Raw genomic sequence first — 22,161 nt, 5'->3', positions numbered from 1 at the left:
CGGGTACGGGCGGCGGACATGCGCCATCGCCGCCCGTTGCCGGAATTCAGCGGGCGGCAGGTCCGGGGTCGGCTTTGCCGGTACCCGGCCCGTCGGTGCTCGGGTGGTCGTCATCCGGCCGGTCGTCGCCGGCGACAGCGCCCGGGTCGGTGCCCTCGTCGGCCTGCTGGTCCGGTTCCGGATGTTCCGGTTCGAAGGTCGGCGGCAGACCCTTGAGGTGCCGGTTCATCGACCGCACCAGCAGCACCGTGCCGACGAGCAGCAGCAGGATGAGCGCCAGGCCGACCGGGGAGGCCTTGCCGAACTCGGGCCCGGTGGGCTTACCGGGGTCCTGGGCGAGAATCAGGGTTTCGGTGACGAGCTCGAGCATCACCGGGCGTCGTCCTCGATACCGGCGAACAGGTCGGTCTCCGGGATGGCGGTGCGCACCCGGGTCTTGGCCAATTCGAACTCCTCGGTCGGCCACAGCCGCTGCTGCATCTCCAGCGGGATCGCGAAGAAGGCGCCGTTCGGATCGATCTGGGTGGCGTGGGCGCGCAGCGCGTCGTCCCGCTGCGGGAAGTACTTCGAGCACTCCACCTGGGTGGTGACCCGAGCCATCACGTCACCGCGCTCCTGGGTGTATTTCCGCATCCGATCCAGCCATTCCTGCAACGGGAACGGTTCCCCGTTGGCCTCGAACTCGGCGGCGAAGGTCTCCAGGCGCTTCATGCTGAACCCGTGGTCGTAGTACAGCTTCAGCGGCGTCCACGGCTCTCCGGCCGCCGGGAAGCGCTCCGCGTCGCCGGCCGCGTCGAACGCGGCCATGGACACCTCGTGACAGCGGATGTGGTCCGGGTGCGGGTAGCCACCCAGCTCGTCGTAGGTGGTGATGACATGCGGTTTGAACTCGCGAACCACCCGGACCAGGGCTTCGGTGGCTTCCTCCAGCGGCACCAGCGCGAAACACCCGTCCGGCAGCGGCGGCAGCGGGTCGCCTTCGGGCAGGCCCGAGTCGACGAAGCCGAGCCAGGTCTGCTGCACCCCCAGTGCGGCCGCGGCCGCGGCCATCTCCTCGCGGCGGACCTCCTCGATCCGGTCCAACACGCCGGGGGTGTCCATGGCCGGGTTCAGGATGCTGCCGCGCTCCCCACCGGTGAGCGTGACGACCAGTACGTCGTGCCCCTCGGCCGCGTACCGCGCCGTGGTCGCGGCACCTTTGCTGGACTCGTCGTCGGGGTGGGCATGAACCGCCATGAGGCGAAGGCCACTCACGTCTCGTTCACCGTCGCTCTCGCTCGCGGGTGTCGGGTCTTCGTTCCCTATAGTTCCAAACGACCGACGTTTGTTCCGACCTACCCCCCGGGAGCGTGCCCAGATGAGTGAACCCGACCCCGGCAACGCGACGGCTGCCGACTCGGCCGCCGCCCGACACGCCGAGCGTTACGGCACCCGGCCGCCGGTGCGGCGGGTGCGGTTGGCCGCCCTGCTCGGGGTCGGAGTGCTGGTGGCGGGGCTGGGCGTCGCCTATCTCGGCTTCCAGAAGTACGGCCCACGCGAGATCGAAACCGAGCAGCTGGGCTACGTCGTGGTCGACGACTCCACGCTGAACATGCGGATCAAGGTCACCCGCGACGATCCGCAACGTCCGGTCTCCTGCCTGGTGCGGGGCATGGATCGGGACGGCGCGGAGGTGGGCCGCCGGGAGCTGCTGGTGCCCGGTTCGACGTCCGGTAGCGTGGAGATTGCGACCGTGGTGCGCACATCATCGCGGGCCGCTGCAGGTGACATCTACGGCTGCACCACCGAGGTGCCGGACTATCTGGAACTCGGCTGAACCGGTCCGGCACCGGACCGATCAGCCGAATCGCCGACGAATCGTCTTTCTACCTGCACTTTTGTTGGACATGCTAAAATAGTGCGATACACGGTTCCGGGGTTCCCCCAGTTTTCGGAGCCGTGTTTGCTGCATTGACGGCCGGAGTTGCTGTTCCGGGCTTTCGGGTTCGCCCGCCGAACAGGCCTGTCGGGGTTCTGCCGAACTTCCCCAGGATCGCTCCGGTCGTCGGCTGAGGCGCGCCTTCCTACGGGACGGCGCTGCCGCAGTGCTCAGGAACCCCGGCACAGCCGGGACCAACTACTAGGGAGTGATCGAGATGACCGAGACGAACGTGACTTGGCTGACCCAGGAGTCGCACGACAGGCTCAAGGATGAGCTCGACGCGCTCATCGCCAACCGTCCGGTCATTGCCGCCGAGATCAACGAGCGTCGTGAAGAGGGCGATCTCAAGGAGAACGGTGGCTACCATGCCGCGCGGGAGGAGCAGGGCCAGCAGGAGGCGCGCATCCGCCAGCTGCAGGAGCTGCTGAACAACGCCAAGGTGGGCGTCGCGCCGACCAAGTCCGGTATCGCGCTGCCCGGTTCGGTCGTCACCGTGTACTACGACGGGGACGACACCGATACCGAGACGTTCCTGATCGCCACCCGCGAGGAGGGCCTCGGCCGGTCCGATCTGGAGACCTATTCGCCGAGTTCGCCGCTGGGCGGCGCGCTGATCGACGCCAAGGTGGGTGAGACCCGCGAGTACACCCTGCCGAACGGCAACACCATGAAGGTGACGCTGGTCAGCGCCGAGCCCTACCACGGCTGATCCGCTCGGCGGCCGCGGTCGCCGAGCCACTGTCGAACCCGATGAACACGAACGGCCGCATCCTTTCCCTGGATGCGGCCGTTTCGTCATGTCTGTGGTTTCCCGTCCCGCTCAGCTCAGCGCCTGCTCGACATCACCGAGCAGATCGCTGATGTCCTCGATCCCCACGGAGAGCCGGACCAGATCCGCCGGGACCTCCAGTTCGGACCCTTCCGTGGAGGCGTGCGTCATGGCACCGGGATGCTCGATCAGCGATTCCACACCACCGAGCGATTCGGCGAGGGTGAAGATCTTCGTCCGGGCACAGAACTTGTGCGCCGCCTCCAGTCCGCCGGCGAGCCGGACCGAGATCATGCCGCCCCGTCGGCGCATCTGCTTCTGCGCGATCTCGTAGCCGGGGTGGGTGGGCAGGCCCGGATAGATCACCTGGGTCACCGCCGGATGCCCGGACAGGAACTCGGCGAGTGTCTCGGCGTTGTCGCAGTGCTTCTCCATCCGCACCGCGAGCGTCTTGGTGCCCCGGAGCGTGAGGAAGGCATCGAAGGGTCCGGGTACCGCACCCGCGCCGTTCTGCAGGAAGGCGAACGCCGCATCCAGTTCGGGATCGTTCGTCACCAGCGCGCCGCCGACCACATCGGAGTGCCCGCCGAGGTACTTGGTAGTCGAATGGACCACGATATCGGCGCCGAGCAGCAGCGGCTGCTGCAGATACGGGGTGGCGAAGGTGTTGTCCACCACCAGCTGGGCCCCCGCCGTATGTGCGATATCTGCGATCGCCGGAATGTCACCGATGGACAGCAGCGGATTGGTCGGCGTCTCCAGCCACACCAGCTTGGTGTTCGGCCGGATCGCGGCGCGCACCTGGTCGAGGTCGGCGATGTGCGCGGGCGAATGTTCGATACCCCACTGGCTGAACACCTTGTCGATCAGCCGGAAGGTGCCGCCATAGGCGTCGTCCGGGATCACCAGGTGATCACCGGGCCGCAGGGTGGCCCGCAGCACACAGTCGGTGGCCGCCATCCCGGAGGCGAAGGCCCGGCCGTGCGCACCCGATTCCAGCGCCGCCAGGTTGGCCTCCAGCGCGGTCCGGGTGGGGTTGCCGGTGCGCGCGTACTCGTAGCCACCGCGCAGGCCGCCCACTCCGTCCTGGGCGAAGGTGGAGCTGGCGTAGACGGGCACATTGACCGCACCGGTCCGGGGATCGGGCTCGTATCCGGCGTGCACTGCCCTGGTCGAGAATCCAAGCTCGCTACGCTCGCTCATAGACAAGCAGCCTAAGGTTTCCGTTTTCGGTGGCTGCATCCGGGCTAGGCTCGGGCCCATGGTCACCGTCGAGGAACTGTTCGCGATCGACTCGCTGCTCACCCCCGAGGAACGTGAAATCCGTTCCACCGTCGCACAATTCGCCGACCGGCGGGTGCGCCCGCAGATCGGCGAATGGTTCGGGGCGGGCACCTTCCCGGCCCGCGAACTGGCTCCGGAACTGGGCAAGCTCGGCCTGCTCGGCATGCATCTCGACGGCTACGGCTGCGCCGGCCTGCCGGCCACCGCCTACGGCCTGGCCTGCCAGGAGCTGGAGGCCGTCGATTCGGGGCTGCGCAGCATGGTGTCGGTGCAGGGCTCGCTCGCGATGACCGCGATCCACAAGTTCGGCTCCGAGGAGCAGAAGCAGCAGTGGCTGCCGGAGCTGGCCGCGGGCACCCGGCTCGGTTGTTTCGGGCTGACCGAGCCGGACTTCGGCTCCAATCCGGCCGGGATGCGCACCCGGGCCGTCCGGGACGGCGACGACTGGGTGCTCAACGGAGCCAAGATGTGGATCACCAACGGCTCGGTGGCCGATATCGCGGTGGTGTGGGCCTACGCCGACGAGGGCGGCGACCGCCCGCGGGTGCGCGGCTTCCTGGTACCGGCCGGCACGGCAGGGTTCACCGCGCACGAAATGCACAACAAGCTGTCGCTGCGGGCCTCGATCACCGCCGAGCTGACCTTCGACGACGTCCGCCTCCCGGCCGATGCCGTACTGCCGCTCTCGCACGGGTTGTCGGCACCGCTGGCCTGCCTGAGCGAAGCCCGGTTCGGCATCGTCTTCGGCGCCCTCGGTGCCGCCCGGGACTGCCTGGCCACCACCATCGACTACACCCGCAGCCGGGACGTGTTCGACAAGCCCCTGGCCGGCTACCAGCTGACCCAGGCCAAGCTCGCCGATATGGCGCTGGAACTCGGCAAGGGCCAGCTGCTGGCACTGCACCTGGGCCGACTCAAGGACCGCGGCGAGATCACCGGCGAGCAGATCAGTGCCGGCAAGCTCAACAGCACCCGGGAGGCGATCGCGATCGCCCGGGAATGCCGCACGCTGCTGGGCGCCAACGGCATCACCCTGGACTATCCGGTCCTCCGGCATGCCAACAACCTGGAGTCGGTACTCACCTACGAGGGCACCGCGGAGGTGCACCAGCTGGTGCTCGGTAAGGCGCTCACCGACGCCAACGCGTTCCGCTGACCTGGGAGATCACTCGAGCAGAATTCGCATCTTCAAGATCGATAGCTGGGCAATTACCCGTCGACAAGTATTCGATCAAGCACTGTTTCAGAGAAACGTTCGGGTTTCATCACAACTGGACGATTGATAACATCCGACGGTGCTTTCGCTCTCCCCAGTCCTGCTCGAGCTGTCCGCCCGCCGGGAACTCCGGCGCCTGACCCGGCTCTACGGCGCCCCGGCCCGCGCGGCAACCGCAGCCCATCCGGCGCTGGGCGCCCGGATCGACCAGCAGGCGGCCGCAGTGCGCGACATTCTGGAGTTCGGCGTCGAGGAAGCGGCCGGCACACCCCGGTCGATCCTGCTGGCCGGCTATGCACGCGGACTCCTGGAACAGGCGAACGCCATCCCCGGCTGGTCCAGCGAGCCGCCCCTGAACTGGGCCGATGCCCACTGGCTACACCTGCGCCTGGCCGCGCTCTGCCAGCTGGCAGCGGCCGGACCGCAGCCGACGGTGGCCCGCCACCAGGACGTAGCGGGCCACCACTGACCGGAACCGCGGCGATCAGCCCTGCGGCGGCTGCTGCTGCCCGGTGCCGTATTCGGCCGGGGCCTTCCACTCACCGGCCTGCTGATGAGTGCGCTCCTGTTCGCGGGCCACATCCTCCCGGCCCCGCTGATAGGCCTCGGTATGACCCTTCATGGCCGGCAGTTCCGATTCGACATTGCTCAGCCAGCGATCCCAGCGGTCCTGCATCGGCCGGACCAGGCCGCCGCCGACGCCCACCACCAGGATGCCGCCGATGGTGGCCAGCACCGCGATCAGCACCGGCGTGGTCACCGAGGTCGCGACCCCGATCTGGTTCAGCGCCGCAATGATGCCGATTCCCCAGATGAACACGGCCGCGATCCGACCGAGCATCGGCCCGTAGGAGAGCCCGCCCAGCATCGAGCCGACCATCTCGCTCACCGCATGCGCGATGGCACCCGCGATCACCACGATGACGATCGCCACAGCCGCCTTGGGCAGCCAGCCCACGATGGCCGCGATCAGGTCGCTCACCGGGTTGGGCCCGAAGACTCCGAACGCCATCTGCAAGGCGATCAGCAGAATCGCGTAGTACGCGATCTTGGCCAGGATGCTGGACGCGTCGTACTTGCTGTTCGCCAGCATCCGCTTGATTCCGCCGCGTTCGACCAGCCGGTCGAATCCGACACTCTCGAGCACTTTGTCGACAATCGTCGCAACAACCTTCGCGATGATCCAACCGACGACCAGGATGACCAGGAAGCCCGCGATCTTGGGCACCACCTGAGCCACCGAGCTCCATGCATCGGTCAGGCCCTGCTGAAAGTCGACAGCCAAACTCGTGGTATCCACTTTCGTCCCTCTCGCTTGTCGGTCAGTCCGGTAGCTACCGGAGCTGTGCGGGTGGTTATACCCGCACCCGGCGGCACCGAATCGGCTATTTGCGAGAGTGTTGCTGAATCGGTGCACTATTTTCGGTCGGCGGTCTGACACTTCCTGTACCCCAGAGCAATGTCGAGCCACAGCAGATTCACCGGATCCTGGAGAATTCGCGGTCACATCCATGACGCTGCGCTGACCGCAAACATCCGAAAGCATCTCGGATGTAGCGGGATTCGGTGTCGCCACCAGTTCACCGACTGGCGATCGAGTCCGCGTCATGGTGGAATTCGAGAACAGCCGTAGCCGCCGGGGAGGTCCGGACCGGATCCGGGCCCGCAGATCGACGGAGGAATGTTGACCCACGCCCCATCGATCGCCTCGGTCACAGATCTGTTGGAACTCATATCCCGCGGCCAGGAACCCAAGTATCTGTACTTCTGGGGACACCGGCCCGAGCCGGACGGCCGGCCCGGACGTGGCTGCCTGAGTCAATGGTGGCCGGCAGCTTTCGAACTCGACGGCCACCGGTTTCCGACAGCCGAGCACTACATGATGTGGCGCAAGGCGCTGCTGTTCGGCGATGAGGCCGCCGCGGAACGGATCCTGTCGGTCACTGATCCGGCGGAAGCGAAGCACATCGGGCGAACTGTGCGTGGGTTCGATGAGTCCGAATGGGTTTCGGCGCGGTTCTCGATCGTGGTGGACGGCAGCCTCGGCAAGTTCGCCCGGAACCCCGAGCTTCGCGACTATCTCGTCACAACCGGTGATCGAGTGTTGGTGGAGGCCAGCCCCAAGGACCGGGTCTGGGGTATCGGCATGACCGCCGACGACCCGCGAGCAGCGGATCCGGAGCAGTGGCTCGGCTCGAACCTGCTGGGGTTTGCGTTGATGCTGGCGCGAGAAGCGTTGATCGGCGGGCACCGCGCCAGGCGCTGACCGAGGCTGCGCGCTGGACCTTCTCCGGGACCGGGAACTTCACCGGGAGCGAGATCGGCGCCGCCGGAGAGATCAGTGCCCCCTGGAATCGGCAGGCAGCCCCTGCGGCTCCTCCCCCTGCAACCCCTCGTCGTGTGGTCGAGACTCGGCCTCCCGATAGGCGCGTCCCCATTGCTCCAGCCGGTCGACGATGTCGCGCAGGCTCTCCCCGAGGCCGGTGACCGAGTACTCGACCTTGGGCGGCACCTGCGGGTAGACGGTGCGCAGGATCACGCCGTCGGACTCCAACTCCCGGAGCTGACGCGTCAGCATCCGCGGAGTGATGCCGATGAGGGCGCGCTGCAGTTCACCGAAACGCTTGGTGCCGTCCAACAGGTGGCGCAGGATCACCAGCTTCCACTTCCCGCCGATTACCTCCAGAGCGGATTCGACCATGCACTCCTCGGCCAAGTCGTCGATCCGTGAAGTCACGTTCCACCTCCGTTACCTCTATTCCTATACCAATTGATAGTACATTCACAAAAAGACCGTACTTGTCAGTACTGCGCATACCCGCCAACCTGGTCGTATGACTTCGATCGAACGTGTGGAACACGACCCCGACTGGTATGAGCCCTACCGCATCTCGCTGGCCATCAAGGCGAGTGGGATGGTTTACGTTTCCGGTCAAGCCGGGATCGACGCCGACGGGAACACGGTCGGTGCCGGGGATTTCGAGACCCAGGCGCGCCAGGCGTTTCGCAATCTGTCGACGGTGCTCGAGCAGGCCGGCAGCAGTCTCGCCGACGTCGTCAAAGTGAACATCATGGTCACCGATATGAGCCGACTGGACACGATCGTCGCGCTACGCGAGGAGTACTTCAGCAAGCCGTATCCGGCCGACACCCTGCTACAGGTGGCCGGGCTCGCGCAGCCGGACTGGCTGATCGAGATCGATGCCATCGCGGTCGCCCGGTGATCTGATGGATCCGCTGTTCACCGCCACCACCCTCGGCGGACTCGAGCTGACCAACCGGCTCGCCGTTGCACCGATGACCCGGATCAGTGCCACTGCGGAGGGGCTGGCCACCGCTCGTATGGCGGACTACTACGCGCGGTTCGCCCGCGGCGGTTTCGGCCTGATCATTACCGAGGGCACCTATCCGGACACCGCGTACAGCCAGGGGTATCTGCACCAGCCGGGCCTGGCCACCGCCGAACAAGCCCGGTCCTGGTGGCAAGTCGTGGAGGCCGTACACGCCGAGGGAGCCGCGATGATCGCCCAGCTGATGCACGCAGGGGGCCAGAGTCAAGGGAATGTCCACCGCTCCGGCACCGTCGCACCGTCGGCTGTTCCACCGCGCGGTGGGCAGCTGACCGGCTACCGGGGCGATGGCCACTTCCCGACACCGCGAGCCCTGACCATGGCCGAGATCGCCGATATCCGTGTGGGATTCGTCGAAGCTGCACGACGTGCTGCGGCCGCCGGTTTCGACGGCGTCGAAATCCACGGTGCCAACGGATATCTCCTGGACCAGTTCCTCACCGACTACACCAACCGGCGCACCGATCACTACGGTGGTGCCGTCGGGAATCGGATCCGGCTGGCTGCCGAGGTCACCGATGCCGTCCTGCAAGCCGTGGGGTCGGAGATGATCGTCGGCATCCGGATCTCACAGACCAAGGTGTCCGATGCCGCGCATCGCTGGCCGGGAGGCGAGGCGGATGCCGAAACCGTTTTCGGCACCCTCGGTCGGACCGGGGTGCACTATCTGCACACCACCGAACCCGACGCCACGGCACCGGCTTTCGACAGCAGTCCGGACAGCCTCGCCCAACTCGCCCGCGAGTACGGTGGGACCGCCGTACTCGCGAACGGCGGTCTCGGCACACCATCTCTCGCCCGCGGCGTCATCGCTTCCGGCACCGCCGAGATCGTCACCTTGGGCCGTGCAGCACTCACCGCACCCGACTGGGCCGATGCCGTCGAACACGGCAGGGCTGCCGACGAGCGTCGACTCGCCGATCTACTCACCCCGCTCGCGGATATCAAGCCGGCGGAAACACGTGCGGGCATCCTGTCGACCACGCACCCACCGGTATCCGCCAGCTGCCGGTCCGGCGGGGCGCATCGGTGAACGGTGCCCTCGACACGGGCGCCGCAGCTGCTCACTCGATCTTCCGCGGCACCGGGAACTTCACCGGCAGCGAGGCCAGTGCGCGGTGGAAGGGCCCGGGCCGCCACTGCAGCTCCTCGGCCGGGACGGCGAGTTCGAGTTCCGGGATGGCGTCGAGGAGTTGATCGATGCCGTCCTGAGCGATCAGGTAGGCCATCGGCTGGGCGGGGCAGGCGTGCGGGCCGCGCCCCCAGGCGAGGTGGGAACGGTTACCGGTGTGGCTGCCGTTGTTGACGGCGGGGTCGTTGTTGCAGGCGGCCATGCTGATCAGCACCGGCTGGTGGGCGGGTAGCCAGGTGTCGTCGACGAGGATCGGCTGACGCGGATAGGTGATGCCGAAATTGGCCAGCGGCGGGTCGGTGAACAACAGCTCGTCGAGGGCATCGCGGGTGGACAGGCTGCCGGCGAGGATTCCGCCACCGAACCGGGTGTCGGTCATCATCAGCAGCAGGGTGTTGGCGATCAGGTTCTGCACCGGTTCGATCCCGGCACCGTAGAGCACCTTCACGTTCTCCAGGGCTTCCAGATCGCTGAGCCCGGCCGGATGCTGCAACAGCCAGGTGGTGGCGTCGTCGCCGGGTTCGGCACGTTTGAGGGCGATCAGTTCTTCCAGCGCGGCGTCGAACATCCGGGTGCCCTCGGCCGCGTTCACCGTGTCGAGCAGCATGGCGGCGGCCTGGGCCGCCCGGCCGCCGATCTCCTCGGGTACCCCGAGCACCTGGTTGACCACCAGGAAGGCCAGCGGTCCGGCGTACTGGGCGATCAGGTCGGCGGTTCCGGCGGCCGCGAAGCCCGGAATCAGCATTCCGACGGTCTGCTCCACGGTGGCGTGCAACCGGTGCAGGTCGATCGAATCCATCGCCGAGACGACCGCACCGCGATGCCGGGTGTGCTCGGGGCCGCTGTTGCGCAGTACGGCCGGATGCCAGTCCATCATCGGCAGCACCGGGCACTCGGGGGCCACGGTCTGCTGCCAGGTGCGCGGATCGGACTGGAAGTGGTCCGGATCGTGCAGGATCCGCACCGCGGTGCGGTAGCCGACCACCAGCGTGGCGGGTGTATCCGGCGCCAGGTCGACCGGAACCAGGGCACCGTGCCGACGACGCAGTTCACGGTAGGCGGCATGCGGGTCGGCCGCGAACTCGGGACTGTAGAGCGGATATCGGGTGGTCGTCGGCTGCTGCGAAGTCGTCCCGGTCACGAACGTATCCCCCTGCGGTGAAACACTTGTCGAACATGTCCCGCACTCGGAACGGCGACCAAGGGCAGCCGTCCGGGTGCGGGCCGCCAGACTACCGCCCCGGGGTGTATCCGCCACTCGGATCGGCGTACCGGGCGTCCGGAACCGTGTGCAACAGCCCGGCCATTCCGTTCACCACCGCCGCCAGTTCGGCGACGGCCGTATTTTCTTCGGCCGATTCGGACCATTCCGGAGAAGTACTCATTCACAGACCTTTCGGCGTCAGCAGGTGGTGATCGGTACGTCGCTGGTAGGCATCGCCGGCCCGGAGCACGGCCGCCTCGTCGAACAATGCACCGCTGATCGACATCGACAACGGCAGCCCGTCGGCGGAGAAACCGATCGGCAGCGCGAGGGTGGGGTTGCCGAGCGCATTCCAGTACGGGGTGTGCAGGGAGGCGAGCACGGTCAGCGGGTGCAGCTGGTCGAGGTCGGCCACCCGGGGTGCGGGCAGATGCCCGGTCGGTGTCACGACCAGGTCCACCCGTTCGAACAGTTCGGCCATGCGCTGCTGCAGCACCCGGCGGACCCGCTGTGCCTGAACATAGTCGGCTCCGGACACGGCAGCACCGGCGGCGAACACCACCCGGGATCCGCGGGCGTAGTCGGACCACCGTTCCCGCAGCGTCGGCTGATGATAGGCAGCGGCTTCGGCGGCCATGGTGACCAGGGTGGTCGCGGTGGCCTCGACGTACATCGGCACTTCGAGCCGTTCGATCCGGGCACCCGCCGCCCGCAACTGTTCGATCGCGGCCTCGAACCGTTCCGGCTGTTCGAGGTCGGCGCCGCCGCCGGCGAATCGGGTCAGATCGTCGACCCCGATCGTCACCCCGGTCAGGTCGCCGTCGAGCGCGGCGGAGTAGTCCGGTACCGGCAGTTCGGAGCTGTACGGGTCGGCCGGATCGTGGCCGGCGAGTACCGAAAGCAGCAGGGCACAGTCTGCGGCACTGCGCGCCAGCGGGCCGGGAGTGTCCAGGGAGAAGGCCAGCGGCACGACACCCGACTTCGACACCCGACCGAAAGTCGGCTTGCAGCCGGTGGTTCCGCAGTAGGCGGTCGGAATACGCAGACTGCCACTGGTATCGGTGCCGATGGCACCCAGGAAAGCACCGGTCAGCATACCTGCGGCCGAACCGGAGCTGGAGCCACCGGCCCAGCGCGTGACATCCCACGGGTTCCGCGGGATCGGGAAGGGTTTCTCCGGATCCGGTGTGCCGACCGCGAATTCCATCGTGGTGGTCTTACCGGTGACGATCCCACCGGCCGCCTCCAGCCGCTGGACGGCAGTGGCATCGCCGGCGGCCTTACCCCACTGCGGGTCGAGTACCAGACTCTGCGCCGTGGTGGGTCCGGCCGAATGGGCGAAGATATCCTTGACGCCCAGCGGGATTCCGTCGAGCGGCGCCAGTGGATCGCCCGCGGCGATCTTCGCGTCGACCTCGGCGGCCCGGGCTCGGGCCCGGTCGGTGAATCGGGTGAGAAATACCCCGTAGGTCTCGTCGTGCCGGTCGGCGGCGGCCAGTGCCGCCTCGACGAGTTCGATTGCGGTGGTCGTGCCGTCCCGGAGCGCCGCGGCGGCGCCGGTGATCGTCGTCGGAATCGTTGCCGGTGAATCAGTTTCAGCCATCATGTCCCCACAGGTCGGTCGTAGCCGATCCTGTCACGGGGCGCCGCCGGTGGACAGCCGAAAAACTGTCCCATTTCGTCCACCGGCCGCGCCGGGGCGTGGCTCAGTGGCCGATACTGCCGGTACTCAGGAAGCCGAGCAGATCGTGCCGGGTGATCACGCCGACCGGTTTGCCGTCCTCGACCACCATCAGGCAATCGGTGTCCGACAGCGCCTTGGTGGCCTCCGAGATCGCTTCACCCGAGCCGATCAGCGGGAACGACGGGCTCATGTGCTGGGCCACCGAATCGGTGAGCTGGGCCCGGCCCTCGAATACGGCCGAGAGCAGATCCCGCTCGGTGACACTGCCCGCGACCTCACCGGCCATCACGGGCGGCTCGGCGCCGACCACCGGCATCTGCGACACCCCGTATTCGCGCAGGATCTCGATGGCGTCGCGAAGCGTCTCCGACGGATGCGTGTGCACCAGGTCCGGCAGTTCCCCGGACTTGCCCCGGAGCACGTCACCGACCAGCGGTTCGGGGCTGCCGTCGAGACGGGAGGTGAGGAACCCGTACGAGCTCATCCAGCGGTCGTTGAAGATCTTGGACAGATAGCCGCGGCCACCGTCGGGCAGCAGCACAACGACGACCGCGTCCGGATCCCGCCGGGCCACTTCCAGCGCCGCCACGACGGCCATACCGCAGGAACCGCCGACCAGCAGCCCCTCCTCGCGGGCCAGCCGGCGGGTCATCTCGAAGGAGTCGGCATCGGAGACCGCGATGATCTCGTCCGGCACCGCCGGGTCGTAGGCCGAAGGCCAGAAGTCCTCGCCGACCCCCTCGACCAGATAGGGGCGGCCGGTGCCGCCGGAGTACACCGAGCCCTCCGGATCGGCGCCGATGATCTGCACCTTCCCACCGGACACCTCCTTCAGGTACCGGCCGGTGCCGGTGATGGTGCCGCCGGTGCCGACACCCGCCACGAAGTGGGTGACCTTGCCATCGGTATCGCGCCAGATCTCCGGGCCGGTGGTCTCGTAGTGGCTCTCCGGACCGCCCGGGTTCGAGTACTGGTCCGGCTTCCAGGCGCCCTCGATCTCGCGGACCAGCCGGTCGGAGACGCTGTAGTAACTGTCCGGGTGCTCCGGCGGCACCGCGGTCGGGCACACCACGACCTCGGCACCGTAGGCGCGCAGCACGTTGCGCTTGTCCTCGCTGACCTTGTCCGGGCAGACGAAAACGCACTTGTAGCCACGCTGCTGCGCGACCAGCGCCAGTCCGACACCGGTATTGCCCGAGGTCGGTTCCACAATGGTGCCGCCCGGCCGGAGCAGCCCGGCCTCCTCGGCGGCGTCGATCATCTTCACCGCGATCCGGTCTTTGGAGCTGCCGCCCGGGTTGAGGTATTCGATCTTGGCCGCTACCAGGCCGGCATCGGGCCCGACCACCGAGTTCAGACGAACCAGCGGGGTATTGCCGATGAGGTCGACGACATGATCCGCGATGCGCATACCTCCATCGTTGCAGAACCGTTGCCGGGTGACTCGCCCTGGTGGCCTCTCGGCGGTCGGCCGACCCCGCGCGCGACGTAAAATCCGGGGATGTGGGCGCACCTCGAATCAGCTGGCGAACCGCCGCGGTGACCGGTGCCACCACGGTGCTCGCCGGTTCCGGCGCGGGCACCGTGTCGTGGGCCACCTATCGACTCCTGATGGCGCAGGCCGGCGCCGCACGCGCGGTGATCGGCCGCGACACTTCCAAACCTCCCGAGGCCGACGGCTGTTATGCGCCCGGTGCGGTCACGCCGCAGCCGTGGCGCCCGGGGGTACCCGCCGACCTGCACCTGATGATCTTCGGTGATTCCACCGCCGCGGGGCTGGGCTGTACCCGGGCACTCGACGTGCCGGGTGTCCGGCTGGCCCGCGGGCTGGCCGAAGCGGGTGACCTGACCGTGCGGCTCAGCACCAAGGCGATCTGCGGTGCCACGTCCAAGGGGCTGGCCGGGCAGGTCGATGCGATGTTCGTGGCCGGGCCGCCCCCGGATGCCGCGGTCGTCCTGGTCGGCGGCAACGACATCACCAAGAAGCATTCGATCCGGGCCTCGGCCCGGCGACTGGCCGCGGCGGTCTCGCGGCTGCGCGAGGCCGATGCGGTGGTCGTGGTGGGTACCTGTCCCGATCTCGGCACGGTCGGCGCCATCCCGCAGCCGCTGCGTACGGTCGTCGCGAACTGGAGCGCCCGGCTGGCCAAAGCCCAGACGGTGGCGACGACGGTCGCGGGTGGCGTTCCGGTGCCGATGGGTGCGCGGCCGGTCGCCTCGGAGTTCCGCGCGGCGCCGGAGATCCTGTTCGCCGCCGACGGGTTCCACCCTTCGGCGGCCGGTTACGAACTGGCCGCCCAACAGCTGCTGCCGGTGCTGGTCGAGGCGGTGCGCTCGCGCCCCGACCTTCCGATAGCCGGGACCGCGACGTAGATTCGAGGCCGAACCGTTCTACAACTGATCGGTCCGCCAATGCGCTCGGATAGCCGAAAACCGTCCGCTCGCTAGTTCCGTCCGAAAAGGAGTCCTCATGCCCGAGGCCGTCATCGTTTCGACCGCCCGCTCCCCCATCGGCCGCGCCGCCAAGGGGTCCCTGGTGGGTATGCGCCCGGACGACCTCACCGCGCAGATGGTGCGCGCCGCCCTGGACAAGGTGCCCGCCCTCGACCCGACCACGATCGACGATCTGATCCTGGGCACCGGCTCGCCGGCCGGTGAGGGCGGTTTCGGTATGGGCCGCAATGTCGCGGTCCAGCTGGGTCTGGACACCGTGCCCGGCACCACGGTGCAGCGGTACTGCGCGTCCTCGCTGCAGACCACCCGGATGGCCTTCCACGCCATCAAAGCCGGTGAGGGTGATGTGTTCATCTCCGCCGGTGTGGAGACGGTGTCCCGTTACCCGAAGGGGTCGGCCGACAGCTGGCCGGACACCAAGAACCCGGAATTCGCCGAGGCCGAGGCCCGTACCGCGAAGGCGGCCGAGGGTGGTGCCGGCGTATGGCACGACCCGCGCCAGGACGGCCTGCTGCCCGATGTCTACATCGCCATGGGCCAGACCGCCGAGAATGTCGCCTCGATGACCGGCATCAGCCGGGAGGACCAGGACCGGTGGGGCGTGCGTTCGCAGAACCGCGCCGAGGAGGCCATCGCCAACGGCTTCTTCGAACGGGAGATCTCGCCGGTCACCCTGCCCGACGGCACCGTGGTCAGCAAGGACGACGGCCCGCGCGCCGGCGTGACCTACGACAAGGTCAGCCAGCTCAAGCCGGTGTTCCGCCCCGACGGCACCGTGACCGCCGGTAACTGCTGCCCGCTCAACGACGGCGCCGCGGCACTGGTGATCATGAGCGACACCCGCGCCAAGGAGCTGGGCCTGACCCCGCTGGCCCGGATCGTCTCCACCGGCGTGTCCGGCCTGTCGCCGGAGATCATGGGCCTGGGCCCGATCCAGGCGGTCGAGAACGCGCTGCGCTACGCCGGCAAGTCGGTCGCCGATATCGACCTGTTCGAGATCAACGAGGCGTTCGCCGTCCAGGTGCTCGGCTCGGCCCGTGAGCTGAAGATCGACGAGGACAAGCTGAACGTCTCCGGCGGGGCGATCGCGCTGGGCCACCCGTTCGGGATGACCGGTGCCCGCATCACCACCACGCTGCTGAACAACCTGCAGACCTACGACAAGCAGTTCGGCGTGGAGACCATGTGCGTCGGCGGCGGTCAGGGCATGGCCCTGGTCGTCGAGCGCCTGAGCTGATCTCGAGCCGGAGAAGGCGGTCACCGTTTCGGTGACCGCCTTCTCTGTGTTCCGGGGCATTACCTGTCAGGTAATCGCTGTCCGGCCGGGCCCGCGGCAGCATGGGTGGTACCAGAAGAACACCAGCTCAGGAGTCGAAAATGACCGCCTACGCCGTAGCCCATCTGCACGATGTCGACGTCGACGCCGGGATCGTCGCTTATCTGGAGCACATCGATGCCACCTTGGCCCCGTTCGGTGGCCGGTTCATCGTGCACGGCGGGCGCCAGCTCGCCATGGAGGGACCGGCGAACGGCCATGTGGTGGTGATCGAGTTCCCCGATCTCGACGCGGCCCGGCGCTGGTACGACTCCCCCGCATACCGGGCGATTCTGCCGCTGCGCACGGAGAACTCGCAGGGTGTCGCGGTGCTCGCCGAGCACTGTGGGGACGAGCACGCCGCCACCGATATCCTCCCGCACCTCGGTATCGCCCGCTGATACCACCGGATGCTGTTCGGATCCGCCTCGATCGTGCCGATGCCATACCGACCGGCCGGGCGCACCGCCGCCGGGCACGGCTTTTCCGTGCCCGGCGGTACCGCTGTCCGGCTGCGTCAGTCGACCGCGGTGCCCTCGAGTTCGACCAGCTGTCCGGGAATCGCCAGCCGGGTGACGCCCAGCATCGTGGTGGCCGGGGCGACGCCGGCGGCGCCCAGACGAGCCCCGAGGATCCCGTAGTGCTCGAAGAGCAGACCCACATCGGTGGTGTAGACGTCGAGCCGGACCAAGTTCGCCACCGACATACCGGCTTCCCGGAGCACCGCTTCCAGGTTGTCGAGGCTCAGCGCCAGTTGCGCCGCCATATCACCCTGATGCCGCGGCTTGCCGTCGTCACTCATCGCGGTCTGCCCGGAGCAGTACAGGGTCCGGGTGTGTCCGGAGACCAGTACGCCCTGGTCGAATCCCAGTTCCATCGACCAGGTCACCGGGTTCACTGCCGTTCGTTCCACTGCCACTTCAGCTCCATTCATTACGGGATGTACCGGCGTCCCCGGCTCTCGGCCATGGTCGGGACACCGTGGTACCGAGCCTGGCAACGAATCACGACACCCTGTGTCAGGTATTCGATACGCTTTCCGGCATGCGCGCCGACCGGCTGGTCTCCCTGGTGCTGCTGTTGCGCCAACGTGGTCGGGCGACCGCCGCGCAGCTGGCTGCCGAGCTGGAGGTATCCACCCGCACGGTGCTGCGGGATATCGAGGCGCTGTCCGCGGCCGGGGTCCCGGTATTCGCCGAACGGGGCCGGTACGGCGGATTCGCACTGCTGCCCGGATTCCGGACCGAACTCACCGGGCTGAGTCACGAGGAAGCGCTCGCCTTGCTGGTCGCCGGATCCCGGCGCGGCGCGCAGGCGTTCGGTCTCGGTTCGGCGCTGGCCTCGGCGATGCTCAAGGTGGTCGATGCGCTACCGGCGCCTTATCGCGATACCGCGGCCGATATGGCCGAGCGGCTGCTCATCGAACCGGAGACCGATCTGCTGGCCCGGCCGCAGCACGCCGAGGACATTCCCGCCTCCGTTTCGGCCGAGGTCCGGCGGGCAGTCTTCGACGGAGTGCGGCTGCGGATCCACTACGCGGCCGCCGGCCGAACACCGGAATGGCGCACCGTGGACCCGGTCGGCCTGGTCGTCGTCCGGGACCGCAGCTATCTGCTGGCCACCCGCGCCGGCGCGGACCGGACCTATCGGCTGTCCCGGGTCCTGGCCGCCGAAGCACTCACCGAACCGGCGCACCGGCCGGATCGAGTCGACCTGGACCTGGCCTGGCAGGACCACAGCGCCCGGTTCCGGACCGGCGGTGATCTGATCGCGGTGCGGGTACGCGTCGATCCCGCTCGCCGGGAAGAACTCGTGGGTACCGCAGTGGCCGTCCACTCCGAGGACACCGACCCGGACGGGTGGCTGCGGCTGGACCTTTCCTTCCAGGATGCCGAGCACGCCGTATGGGCACTGTGGCAGGTCGCCACCGATGCGGAAGCCCTCGCACCGCCCGCTCTGCGCGCGCAGCTACGCGACCGTGCCACTGCACTCCGGGCCCGCTACGACCCCTGAAACGACGCCGGCCACGCCTGTCGAACAGGCGTGGCCGGCGGATCGGCAGGGTGCCGCTAGTCGTTCTGGAAGTAACTCAGCAGCCGCAGGATCTCGACGTAGAGCCAGACCAGGGTGACGGTGAGGCCGAGGGCCACACCCCAGGCCGCCTTCTCCGGCGCACCGGCGCGGATCAGCTGGTCGGCCGCGTCGAAGTCGAGCAGGAAGCTGAACGCGGCGATGGCGATGCAGACCAGGCTGAAGATGATCGCCAGCGGGCCACCGTCCCGGAGGCCGAAACCGCCGTCGGTGAAGAAGCTCGCGACCAGGTTGCCCAGCATCAGCACGACGACGCCGACCATGGCGCCGAGCAGCATCCGGGTGAACCGCGGGGTGACCCGGATCGCGCCGGTCTTGTAGACGACGAGCATGCCGGCGAACACACCGAAGGTGCCCAGCACCGCCTGGCCGATCAGCGCGCTACCGCCCGCACCACCGAAGGTCACATCGGTGAACATCAGCGAGAGCGCACCGAGGAACAGGCCCTCGGCCACGGCGTAGGAGAGCACGATGGCCGGATTGTCCATCTTGTTGCCGAAGCTGGCCACCAGCACCAGCCCGAGGCCGACCAGGCCGCCGCCGATCACGAACAGCGGAGCCAGCCCCGGCGTCGCGCTGGACAGCGCGAACGAGACGACCGCGGAGACGACCAGCACGGCGAGGGTGATACCGGTCTTGGTCACCACATCGTCGATGGTCATCGTCCGGTGGGCCGGCGCCTGCTGGTAAGGCTGGTACGGCTGCTGGCCGTACTGGCCCGGCGCACCGTAGGCCTGGTTGCCGAGCTGACCGGCGCCGGCGACACCCGAGCCGAAGCCCGCATAGCCACCGGCCGCCGCCTCCTGGCGGGGGAGTTTCCGGAATACCGGATTCGAGCTGCTACGCACTGGAAGTGCCTTTCTGTGGAGTGGTTGCCGCTTGAGCAGGACGAGCGGGCGCTCGCGCTCCAACTACCTGGTCCAACGCATCGTGACCGAACGGAGTTCCCGAAGGTGTGAACCTCGGCGAACAACCGAACAGCCGGACAAATCGGACTCTACAACGTGGGGTCAGCTTATCTGTGTACGTCACGAACACCACGGATGGACCGCGTCACCGTGAATTTTCGATTGCGGCCGACGACCTCGGTCCTGCCGACCAGGCGTTCCACCACCCCGCGATAGTTGAGGTGGGAGTTGTAGACCGTCCACAGCTCACCACCGGGGCGCAGCACACGGCCGGCTTCGGTGAACATCTTGATCGCCGAACCGGTGTGCACGGCGGCACCCACATGGAACGGCGGGTTGCACAGCACCAGATCGGCGCTGTTGTCGGCGGTGGCCGACATCGCATCGTCCCGGATAACGGTGACCCGGTCCGCGACCCGGTTGGCGGCCGCAGTAGCCCTGGCCGACGCGACTGCCGCGGCGGACTGGTCGGTGCCGACCACCCGCAATGCCGGCCGCGCCTTCGCCAAGGCGACCGCCAGGATGCCGGTGCCGCAGCCCAGATCTACGGCATCCCGCGCGTCCGGTTTCATCCGGTCCAGGTGCCCCAGCAGGAAACGGGTGCCGATATCGAGCCGTGCACCGGAGAACGCGGCGCCGTGCGCCACCACATCGCCGCCGAGTTCGGGCAGCTGCTCCCGCACCGGGAAGCGGGGCGCGCCGACCGGTCTGGGCCGGGTGGCGATCAGGACGCGGGACTTCTGCCGCCCGCGGCTGGCACACACCTGCTCGAACGATTCCGCAAGTACCTGGTTCATCGCCGGAGTGAGGTATTTGTCCCGGCCGCCGGCGAACACCTGGACACCGGGTTCGGCATACCGGGCGATCGATTCGGCGATCTCGGCCAGACCGGCCAGTACCCGGGGCAGCCGGAGCAACACCACCCGGACACCGGTGAGCAGCTCGGCGTCCAGCGCATGCGCGGTGTAGCAGCCGATGCAGCCGGCCGCACGCGCGTTCGCGGCGAGCGCGAGCTCGCCGGTGAGCAGGTCCTGATGCACCCGCACCGGTGCCACCGGGTGGCGGGTCACGGCGCCGAGGGTGAGCGCTCCGTAGCTGTCACCGATGACGGCAACCGTTCCGCTATCGGTGGCATCGAGGGAGTCGGCCGCCACATCGAGGATCAGCCGATCGGCGGCGTCGACCGGATACAGGTTCGGCGCCTCGACATCCGGATACCGCCGCATCCGGGCGAAGACATCCTCGACAGTTCCCACGGGACAAGTGTGCTAGACCGTTGCTCTGCGAGCCCACCCACCCCGGGTATCACCGGCCGGAATCTCCGACCGGACGCCCCAGGCGATCCGAAACCCGCTGCGTCCGGACGATATTCGCCGACCAACGCTAACCAGTTGCCGCACAGCGAACTTCGGCGGATCCACACCCCACCGACCGCCGGCCCCGACAGTGGCCGGACACCATCCCGGGCGGCGGGCAAACCCCGGGCGGCCACGACACGAGCGCGCGACCGACACCGTCCGGCGGGCCGATCCGGCTACCATCGGCCGCATGCGTAACATCGCGGCACCGTTGCTGGTCGCAGCCGTCTGCGTGATCGCCGGCTGCGCTACCGGGGAGACCACGCCGCAGCCGGCCACCGGGACCACCGAGGCGACGACCGGAACTCCGGCCGAACCACCGGGCGACCGGCCCGGCGACGCCGCCCCCGAGTCCGCACCGGCCGCCCCCGATTCGGCCCTGACGGTGACCGATATCCGCATCGGCACCCATCCGGGCTACGACCGGGTGGTCTACGAGCTCGGCGGCACCGGGGCACCGGGCTGGTCGGTCGAATACACCGACCGAGCGGTACAGGACGGCAGCGGGCGGCCGGTGGAGGTGGCCGGACAATCGGTCCTGGAGGTGCGCATCACCGGATCGGCCTATCCGTTCGACTCGGCCGTGGCGCCGTATTCGGGCCCGGATCCGGTCACCGACCCCGGTGTCCCGGGCATCGCCGGGGTGTATCGCTCCCAGGTCTTCGAGGGTGTCACGCAGTCGTTCATCGGAGTCGCCGCCGATACGCCCGACTTCTCGGTGCGCAGGTTGAGCGACCCGCCCCGCGTCGTGGTGGACATCGCCACCTCCTGATCGGAGCACGATCCCGCAGGACCGCACCGATCCGGCACAGATATCGGCGGCGCCTGGCATCGGCGCCCACCTTCGGGGTTACATGGAGGGAACGGGCAACCATGCCGCAACACCGCGGATCGCGGGAGGAGAACGAGATGCGCCGACTGGAACGGATCGGACTGAGCACCGCGGCCACGGCCGTCGCGGCCGGGCTGCTGTTCGTCGCCGCCTGCTCCGAACAGGTGCCGGGCACCGCAACGGTCGACGAATCGGAGTTGTCCGCGTATCAGGCGGAGGTCACTTCCTCGTCGATCGCCGCATCCTCCGCCCGCGCCGCGGCGATCGCCCGGGCCGCGAAGACCGCCTGCGACGGCCTGCACCTCGCCAACGGCAGCTCGGTCACCGCCTTCAACGCCTACATCGAGGCCAGCAACAACCAGGAGCCCGATGCCGACCCGTTGGCCGATCATGCGGTGACCACCATGCGCAACAATGTCGAGGACCTGGACCGCAAGATCACCGCCGAGGTCCCGGAGGAGGTCGCCGGGCCGCTGCGCGAGTACCGGGACAACACCGCCACCCTGGCCGACACCCTGGAGAACCGGGCCGAGACCGAAGACCTCAACAACGTGATCGATCAATTCAACGCCGCCAAGGACCATGCCGTCGAGGTGTGCTCCGCGCACCGCTGAGTCCGCCGTAACGGCCACGCCCCCAGCCG

The 22,161-nt window shown here is 68.2% G+C and carries 25 protein-coding genes; 13 read left to right on the top strand and 12 right to left on the bottom strand.

Going from position 1 to position 22,161, the window contains the following annotated elements; genetic code table 11:
• Positions 1-46 precede the first annotated feature (46 nt).
• Together AC1HFH_RS05690 and mca are read right to left on the bottom strand one after the other, a co-directional pair.
• The gene (locus AC1HFH_RS05690; RefSeq protein WP_480247723.1) at positions 47-370 is read right to left on the bottom strand and encodes a hypothetical protein; all 324 of its coding nucleotides are present in this window, start codon (positions 368-370) and stop codon (positions 47-49) included.
• A complete protein-coding gene (mca, locus tag AC1HFH_RS05685; protein ID WP_480246380.1) occupies positions 370-1,236 on the bottom strand; it encodes a mycothiol conjugate amidase Mca in 867 nt (288 codons plus the stop codon). The genes AC1HFH_RS05690 and mca overlap by 1 nt, the downstream gene beginning before the upstream one ends.
• 121 nt (positions 1,237-1,357) lie before the next feature.
• Here mca and AC1HFH_RS05680 point away from each other — a divergent pair, with 121 nt between their 5' ends.
• The gene (locus AC1HFH_RS05680) at positions 1,358-1,816 is read left to right on the top strand and encodes a DUF4307 domain-containing protein (protein ID WP_480246379.1); all 459 of its coding nucleotides are present in this window, start codon (positions 1,358-1,360) and stop codon (positions 1,814-1,816) included.
• Positions 1,817-2,135: 319 nt separating this feature from the next.
• Positions 2,136-2,630 carry a transcription elongation factor GreA gene (gene greA / locus AC1HFH_RS05675; protein WP_480246378.1) on the top strand — a complete coding sequence of 165 codons (495 nt, stop codon included), beginning with the start codon at positions 2,136-2,138 and terminating at the stop codon, positions 2,628-2,630.
• A gap of 111 nt (positions 2,631-2,741) precedes the next feature.
• On the opposite strand, the gene AC1HFH_RS05670 is transcribed toward greA, so the two are convergent.
• Positions 2,742-3,893 carry a cystathionine gamma-synthase gene (locus tag AC1HFH_RS05670; RefSeq protein ID WP_480246377.1) on the bottom strand — a complete coding sequence of 384 codons (1,152 nt, stop codon included), beginning with the start codon at positions 3,891-3,893 and terminating at the stop codon, positions 2,742-2,744.
• 58 nt (positions 3,894-3,951) lie between these two features.
• On the opposite strand from AC1HFH_RS05670, the gene AC1HFH_RS05665 reads away from it, so the two are divergent.
• The gene (locus tag AC1HFH_RS05665) at positions 3,952-5,130 is read left to right on the top strand and encodes an acyl-CoA dehydrogenase family protein (RefSeq protein WP_480246376.1); all 1,179 of its coding nucleotides are present in this window, start codon (positions 3,952-3,954) and stop codon (positions 5,128-5,130) included.
• A gap of 139 nt (positions 5,131-5,269) precedes the next feature.
• On the top strand, positions 5,270-5,659 hold the full coding sequence (locus AC1HFH_RS05660) for a DUF6401 family natural product biosynthesis protein (RefSeq protein ID WP_480246375.1): 390 nt from the start codon (positions 5,270-5,272) through the stop codon (positions 5,657-5,659).
• A gap of 15 nt (positions 5,660-5,674) precedes the next feature.
• On the opposite strand, the gene AC1HFH_RS05655 is transcribed toward AC1HFH_RS05660, so the two are convergent.
• Entirely contained in the window at positions 5,675-6,475 is an 801-nt protein-coding gene (locus AC1HFH_RS05655; protein WP_480246374.1) for a membrane protein, read from the bottom strand.
• Between the two features lie 396 nt (positions 6,476-6,871).
• Between AC1HFH_RS05655 and AC1HFH_RS05650 the strand changes: the two genes are divergently transcribed.
• Positions 6,872-7,456, top strand: a complete 585-nt coding sequence (locus AC1HFH_RS05650; protein WP_480246373.1) for an NADAR family protein — start codon at positions 6,872-6,874, stop codon at positions 7,454-7,456.
• A 72-nt stretch (positions 7,457-7,528) separates the two neighbouring features.
• On the opposite strand, the gene AC1HFH_RS05645 is transcribed toward AC1HFH_RS05650, so the two are convergent.
• Positions 7,529-7,927: a winged helix-turn-helix transcriptional regulator gene (locus AC1HFH_RS05645; RefSeq protein ID WP_480246372.1), complete on the bottom strand. Its 399-nt coding sequence runs from the start codon at positions 7,925-7,927 to the stop codon at positions 7,529-7,531.
• 97 nt (positions 7,928-8,024) lie between these two features.
• Between AC1HFH_RS05645 and AC1HFH_RS05640 the strand changes: the two genes are divergently transcribed.
• Positions 8,025-8,414 carry a RidA family protein gene (locus AC1HFH_RS05640; RefSeq protein WP_480246371.1) on the top strand — a complete coding sequence of 130 codons (390 nt, stop codon included), beginning with the start codon at positions 8,025-8,027 and terminating at the stop codon, positions 8,412-8,414.
• Positions 8,392-9,573 carry an oxidoreductase gene (locus tag AC1HFH_RS05635; RefSeq protein WP_480246370.1) on the top strand — a complete coding sequence of 394 codons (1,182 nt, stop codon included), beginning with the start codon at positions 8,392-8,394 and terminating at the stop codon, positions 9,571-9,573. The genes AC1HFH_RS05640 and AC1HFH_RS05635 overlap by 23 nt, the downstream gene beginning before the upstream one ends.
• Positions 9,574-9,604: 31 nt before the next feature.
• Here the strand turns inward: AC1HFH_RS05635 and AC1HFH_RS05630 are convergent, their stop codons facing one another.
• From AC1HFH_RS05630 to AC1HFH_RS05615, 4 genes are all read right to left on the bottom strand, one after another.
• Positions 9,605-10,813 carry a cytochrome P450 family protein gene (locus tag AC1HFH_RS05630; protein ID WP_480246369.1) on the bottom strand — a complete coding sequence of 403 codons (1,209 nt, stop codon included), beginning with the start codon at positions 10,811-10,813 and terminating at the stop codon, positions 9,605-9,607.
• Between the two features lie 91 nt (positions 10,814-10,904).
• A complete protein-coding gene (locus tag AC1HFH_RS05625) occupies positions 10,905-11,057 on the bottom strand; it encodes a hypothetical protein (protein WP_480246368.1) in 153 nt (50 codons plus the stop codon).
• Complete coding sequence (locus tag AC1HFH_RS05620) at positions 11,058-12,479, bottom strand: amidase (RefSeq protein ID WP_480246367.1); 1,422 nt, start codon at positions 12,477-12,479, stop codon at positions 11,058-11,060.
• 103 nt (positions 12,480-12,582) lie between these two features.
• The gene (locus AC1HFH_RS05615) at positions 12,583-13,971 is read right to left on the bottom strand and encodes a cystathionine beta-synthase (protein WP_480246366.1); all 1,389 of its coding nucleotides are present in this window, start codon (positions 13,969-13,971) and stop codon (positions 12,583-12,585) included.
• A gap of 92 nt (positions 13,972-14,063) precedes the next feature.
• On the opposite strand from AC1HFH_RS05615, the gene AC1HFH_RS05610 reads away from it, so the two are divergent.
• The 3 genes from AC1HFH_RS05610 (at position 14,064) to AC1HFH_RS05600 (ending at position 16,730) form a co-directional block, all read left to right on the top strand.
• Positions 14,064-14,933 (top strand): SGNH/GDSL hydrolase family protein, encoded by an 870-nt coding sequence (locus AC1HFH_RS05610; RefSeq protein ID WP_480246365.1) that lies wholly within the window; start codon positions 14,064-14,066, stop codon positions 14,931-14,933.
• Between the two features lie 97 nt (positions 14,934-15,030).
• Positions 15,031-16,251, top strand: coding sequence for an acetyl-CoA C-acetyltransferase (locus tag AC1HFH_RS05605; RefSeq protein WP_480246364.1), 1,221 nt, complete (start codon positions 15,031-15,033; stop codon positions 16,249-16,251).
• 140 nt (positions 16,252-16,391) lie between these two features.
• On the top strand, positions 16,392-16,730 hold the full coding sequence (locus AC1HFH_RS05600) for a DUF1330 domain-containing protein (protein ID WP_480246363.1): 339 nt from the start codon (positions 16,392-16,394) through the stop codon (positions 16,728-16,730).
• 116 nt (positions 16,731-16,846) lie between these two features.
• Here the strand turns inward: AC1HFH_RS05600 and AC1HFH_RS05595 are convergent, their stop codons facing one another.
• Positions 16,847-17,242 (bottom strand): RidA family protein, encoded by a 396-nt coding sequence (locus AC1HFH_RS05595; protein ID WP_480247722.1) that lies wholly within the window; start codon positions 17,240-17,242, stop codon positions 16,847-16,849.
• 131 nt (positions 17,243-17,373) lie between these two features.
• On the opposite strand from AC1HFH_RS05595, the gene AC1HFH_RS05590 reads away from it, so the two are divergent.
• Positions 17,374-18,342 carry a helix-turn-helix transcriptional regulator gene (locus AC1HFH_RS05590; protein WP_480246362.1) on the top strand — a complete coding sequence of 323 codons (969 nt, stop codon included), beginning with the start codon at positions 17,374-17,376 and terminating at the stop codon, positions 18,340-18,342.
• A 56-nt stretch (positions 18,343-18,398) separates the two neighbouring features.
• On the opposite strand, the gene AC1HFH_RS05585 is transcribed toward AC1HFH_RS05590, so the two are convergent.
• Both AC1HFH_RS05585 and AC1HFH_RS05580 read right to left on the bottom strand, forming a co-directional pair.
• A complete protein-coding gene (locus AC1HFH_RS05585; RefSeq protein WP_480246361.1) occupies positions 18,399-19,268 on the bottom strand; it encodes a Bax inhibitor-1/YccA family protein in 870 nt (289 codons plus the stop codon).
• A gap of 167 nt (positions 19,269-19,435) precedes the next feature.
• On the bottom strand, positions 19,436-20,584 hold the full coding sequence (locus AC1HFH_RS05580; RefSeq protein ID WP_480246360.1) for a class I SAM-dependent methyltransferase: 1,149 nt from the start codon (positions 20,582-20,584) through the stop codon (positions 19,436-19,438).
• Positions 20,585-20,876: 292 nt separating this feature from the next.
• Between AC1HFH_RS05580 and AC1HFH_RS05575 the strand changes: the two genes are divergently transcribed.
• Positions 20,877-21,458 carry an AMIN-like domain-containing (lipo)protein gene (locus AC1HFH_RS05575; RefSeq protein WP_480246359.1) on the top strand — a complete coding sequence of 194 codons (582 nt, stop codon included), beginning with the start codon at positions 20,877-20,879 and terminating at the stop codon, positions 21,456-21,458.
• Positions 21,459-21,595: 137 nt separating this feature from the next.
• Positions 21,596-22,132, top strand: coding sequence for a hypothetical protein (locus AC1HFH_RS05570; protein WP_480246358.1), 537 nt, complete (start codon positions 21,596-21,598; stop codon positions 22,130-22,132).
• The last annotated feature ends 29 nt before the right edge of the window (positions 22,133-22,161 follow it).

Source organism: Nocardia sp. KT25-26 (assembly GCF_056627695.1).
Note: the sequence above shows the minus strand (reverse complement) of the source record. Positions and strands in the feature narration are given on the sequence as shown.

Excerpts from the sequence above, each read along its gene's own strand:
- AC1HFH_RS05690 (WP_480247723.1), bottom strand. The coding sequence starts at position 370 with ATGCTCGAGCTCGTCACCGAAACCCTGATTCTCGCCCAGGACCCCGGT.
- mca (WP_480246380.1), bottom strand. The coding sequence starts at position 1,236 with ATGGCGGTTCATGCCCACCCCGACGACGAGTCCAGCAAAGGTGCCGCG.
- AC1HFH_RS05680 (WP_480246379.1), top strand. The coding sequence starts at position 1,358 with ATGAGTGAACCCGACCCCGGCAACGCGACGGCTGCCGACTCGGCCGCC.
- greA (WP_480246378.1), top strand. The coding sequence starts at position 2,136 with ATGACCGAGACGAACGTGACTTGGCTGACCCAGGAGTCGCACGACAGG.
- AC1HFH_RS05670 (WP_480246377.1), bottom strand. The coding sequence starts at position 3,893 with ATGAGCGAGCGTAGCGAGCTTGGATTCTCGACCAGGGCAGTGCACGCC.
- AC1HFH_RS05665 (WP_480246376.1), top strand. The coding sequence starts at position 3,952 with ATGGTCACCGTCGAGGAACTGTTCGCGATCGACTCGCTGCTCACCCCC.
- AC1HFH_RS05650 (WP_480246373.1), top strand. The coding sequence starts at position 6,872 with ATGTTGACCCACGCCCCATCGATCGCCTCGGTCACAGATCTGTTGGAA.
- AC1HFH_RS05640 (WP_480246371.1), top strand. The coding sequence starts at position 8,025 with ATGACTTCGATCGAACGTGTGGAACACGACCCCGACTGGTATGAGCCC.
- AC1HFH_RS05635 (WP_480246370.1), top strand. The coding sequence starts at position 8,392 with ATGCCATCGCGGTCGCCCGGTGATCTGATGGATCCGCTGTTCACCGCC.
- AC1HFH_RS05625 (WP_480246368.1), bottom strand. The coding sequence starts at position 11,057 with ATGAGTACTTCTCCGGAATGGTCCGAATCGGCCGAAGAAAATACGGCC.
- AC1HFH_RS05620 (WP_480246367.1), bottom strand. The coding sequence starts at position 12,479 with ATGGCTGAAACTGATTCACCGGCAACGATTCCGACGACGATCACCGGC.
- AC1HFH_RS05615 (WP_480246366.1), bottom strand. The coding sequence starts at position 13,971 with ATGCGCATCGCGGATCATGTCGTCGACCTCATCGGCAATACCCCGCTG.
- AC1HFH_RS05605 (WP_480246364.1), top strand. The coding sequence starts at position 15,031 with ATGCCCGAGGCCGTCATCGTTTCGACCGCCCGCTCCCCCATCGGCCGC.
- AC1HFH_RS05600 (WP_480246363.1), top strand. The coding sequence starts at position 16,392 with ATGACCGCCTACGCCGTAGCCCATCTGCACGATGTCGACGTCGACGCC.
- AC1HFH_RS05590 (WP_480246362.1), top strand. The coding sequence starts at position 17,374 with ATGCGCGCCGACCGGCTGGTCTCCCTGGTGCTGCTGTTGCGCCAACGT.
- AC1HFH_RS05575 (WP_480246359.1), top strand. The coding sequence starts at position 20,877 with ATGCGTAACATCGCGGCACCGTTGCTGGTCGCAGCCGTCTGCGTGATC.
- AC1HFH_RS05570 (WP_480246358.1), top strand. The coding sequence starts at position 21,596 with ATGCGCCGACTGGAACGGATCGGACTGAGCACCGCGGCCACGGCCGTC.